The organism is Pseudomonas sp. P1_A1 (genome assembly GCF_056406935.1).
In genome coordinates, this window is the sequence record NZ_JBFTZE010000054.1 from 1 (window position 1) to 568 (window position 568).

Genomic DNA, 568 nt, shown 5'->3' on the forward strand with positions numbered 1-568 from the left:
AGATGCACCTGTTCCAGGAGGGAGGCCACGGCTTTGGGATGGTTAACTCAAAAAACAAAGACAAGTGGTTTGATTGGGCCGCGAACTGGCTGGAAGAGAACGGGTTTTTGAGCGGTAAGTAACCAGTATATATTTTATAAAGAACCAAACTAAATCGATGTCCTCACCTAAACAAGTCCTTGTGGTAACCACTTCCGATTTGGGAGAAATTAAAATCATCAAATATTTAAAACCTGTTTCTGCCCACGTTGTAGCTGGAACTAATGTTTTTAGTGACATATCCGCTTTGGTTACCGATTTTTTTGGTGGCAGATCCGGAAGCTATCAAAGACAATTGTCATCTCTTTATGATGAGGCCATTGAACGCATAAAGATATCAGCTTTTGAAATCGGAGCTAATTGTGTATTAGGTTTAAAGGTTGATATTGATGAAATATCTGGCAAAGGTATGGCCATGTTCATGATAACATGCGTAGGTACAGCAGCTATCGCCGAAATTATAAGCAAACCAATATCAAATATTGATACAAATCAAAAATTTGAAAATGTTAGTATTGAGAAAATAAAC

The 568-nt window shown here is 37.9% G+C and carries 1 protein-coding gene; it reads left to right on the plus strand.

What is annotated here, in order from left to right; all coding sequences use genetic code 11:
- Positions 1–157 precede the first annotated feature (157 nt).
- Positions 158–568: YbjQ family protein (locus AC1D2Q_RS29545; RefSeq protein WP_477815551.1), on the plus strand; the 411-nt coding region annotated here is incomplete at its 3' end.